Raw genomic sequence first — 2,733 nt, 5'->3', positions numbered from 1 at the left:
GGCTGGACCAGCACCTACGTCAGCAAGAACGTGTACCGTTCGACCAACGATACCGGCGTGGTTCCCACCCCGATCAACGGCGTGGCCAACACCATCGGCACCAGCACCAGCCTGGCCTTCCGGGTGCGTTCGAACCTGGTGCTGGGTTGGGATATCGGTGACTTCGGCGTCAGCTGGACCGCGCGTTACTACTCCGGCGTGAAGGAGCGTTGCCTCAACGCCACCCGCTACGCGGATGAGTGCTCCGATCCGGGCTTCACCGCACCGTGGATCAAGGGCACCCGCGATTACAACCAGCGTGGTGCGGTCACCTTCCACGACGTGCAGTTCCGTTACAACCTGCCGTGGGATGCCACCGTGTCGGTTGGCGCCAACAACGTGTTCGGCAAGGAAGGCCCGGTGATGTACAGCAAGCCGAATTCGTCGTTCTCCTACTACGGTGGCTACGACATCGGTCGTTTCATGTACATGAAGTACCAGCAGCGCTTCTGATCCACGCGCTGTCGTAACACCACGACCACGGCCCTTCGGGGCCGTGGTTTTTTTATGCCCGCGCAGGTTGTCGCCATCTACATCGCTCTTGACGCTTCCAATCCAGCACGCGAGCCCGGGCACTCCATAAGCCGGAGCACACCATGACCTGGCAATCGATTGATTCGATTCCGCTTTGTACAAAAGCGTCATCGCCGATCCAGGCGTTCTCCTCGCGTTCCTCTACTCCTCTCTACGGGCCTTCACTAGGTTTGAACGTCCACCGCCCGCGGTGGAACTGGCGCAGCCCTGCTTGGCCGCGCACCGATGATTTGGAAGAGAGAGAGAGCCATGACCATCCGTATTCCCGAACTTGGGTTGGCGATCCGTCGCGCGCTGACGATGACCGCAACCACCGCATTGGCCGTTCCTGCATTCGCCCAGCATTCGGCTGAAACCACCACCCTGGACCGCATCGAAATCACTGGCTCGCGCATCCGCCAAGTCGATCTGGAAACCGCGCAGCCCGTGCTGACCATCAGCCGCGCTGACATCGAGCGGCAGGGTTTCAATTCCGTCGCCGACATCCTGCAGAACCTGAGCGCGACCGGCAGCCCGGCACTGAGCCGCGCCAGCCCGCTCAGCGCTGGCGAAACCGCCGGTGGCAGTTACGTGGACATGCGCGGCCTGGGTGCGCAGCGCACGCTGGTACTGATCAATGGCAAACGCCTGGGCATGACCACCAGTGGGTATCAGGACGTCTCCAGCATTCCTGCCGCTGCCGTGGAGCGCATGGAAGTTCTGAAGGATGGCGCATCGGCCATCTACGGTTCCGACGCGATGGCCGGCGTGGTCAACATCATCACCCGCCGCAACGTCGAGGGCGTGACCGCCAGCGTCTACCATGGCCAGTTCAGCGAAGGCGATGGTGCCCGCACCCAGTACGACGTGGTTGCAGGCTGGTCGAATGAACGCGCCTCGATCAGCCTCGCCGCCGAGCACGTCGAAGAAAAGGGCGTGTGGGCGAAGGACCGAGGCTTCAGTGCCTACACCTATACCGACCGTCATCCCGACGATGGTTGGACTACGGTCGGCCAGTGGGGCCGCATTACCGGCTTCAAGGGCCCGGGCTGCAGCAACAGCCGTGGCTGCAGCTATTCGCTCGACCGTGGCAGTCAGCCGGGCGGGCCGGACAGCTTCCATCTCAGCGACAACACGCCATTCACCGGTGACGTCAGCAACAGCAACGAGCAGATGCACCTGCAGACACCGATCAAGCGTGACTCGATCTTCGTTGACGCCCGCGTGGATCTGAACGACCAGGTCCGCTTCAACACCCAGCTGGCCTACAACCAACGCACCACCAAGCGCCAGGTCGCCGGCTACCCGTTCCAGTCCGGCGCAGCCGGCATCACGCCGATGTCCGCCGACAGCTGGTTCAACCCGTTCGGCAGCCATCACGGCTACGAAACGCCCAGCGACGTGCACTGGAACCGCCGTACCTGGGAGATTCCGCGCGTCAGTACCAGCGAACTGACCTCCTGGCAGGGCGTGGCGGCGTTCGATGGCAGCTTCGCGTTCGGCGGTCGCGATTTCGACTGGGAAGCCGGCTACCAGTACAACCGCAGCGAACTGACCCAACGCGCCACCGGCAACCTGCACAAGCAACGCGTCGCCGATGCCACCGGGCCGTCCTTCCACAATCCGGCAACCGGCAAGGTCGAGTGCGGTACACCGGATGCACCGATCGCCGGGTGCAGACCCTGGAACCCGCTGGTGCCCTATGGCCAGGATGATCCCTATGGCCTGACCGGAAACCCGGAACTGCAGGACTGGTTGTTCCCGGAGGAACTCAGCCGCGGCCGCACGACAACCCGCAACCTGTTCGCCAGCCTCAGTGGCAGCCTCGCCACGCTGCCGGCCGGCGAACTGGGCTTCGCGGTGGGTGCGGAGAGCCGCCGCGAGGATGGCCGCTTCATCCCCGATGCGCTGGCACAGACCGGTGCCACCACCAACCTGGCCGCAGGCCCCACCGGCGGTGGCTACCGTGTAGACGAGGCCTACCTGGAGCTGAGCGTGCCGGTGCTTCGCGACCTTGCAGGTGCGCGCGAGCTGAGCCTGAGCGCCGCCACCCGATACTCGGACTACACCACCTTCGGCGGCACCCTCAACAGCAAGTTCGGCTTCACCTGGAAACCGATCGACCAGTTGCTGGTCCGCGGCACCTGGGCCCAAGGGTTCCGCGCGCCGACCATCTCCAAT

The 2,733-nt window shown here is 64.0% G+C and carries 1 protein-coding gene and 1 pseudogene; both read left to right on the top strand.

Features of this window, described 5'->3' with window-relative positions:
- Positions 1-492 (top strand): annotated as a pseudogene (locus AC1VAN_RS17625) (TonB-dependent receptor); the annotation flags it as partial.
- A gap of 330 nt (positions 493-822) precedes the next feature.
- A partial coding sequence (locus AC1VAN_RS17620) for a TonB-dependent receptor domain-containing protein (protein ID WP_480986324.1) occupies positions 823-2,733 on the top strand: 1,911 nt, incomplete at its 3' end.

This window comes from Stenotrophomonas sp. 05L44_2 (genome assembly GCF_056665995.1).
Note: the sequence above shows the minus strand (reverse complement) of the source record. Positions and strands in the feature narration are given on the sequence as shown.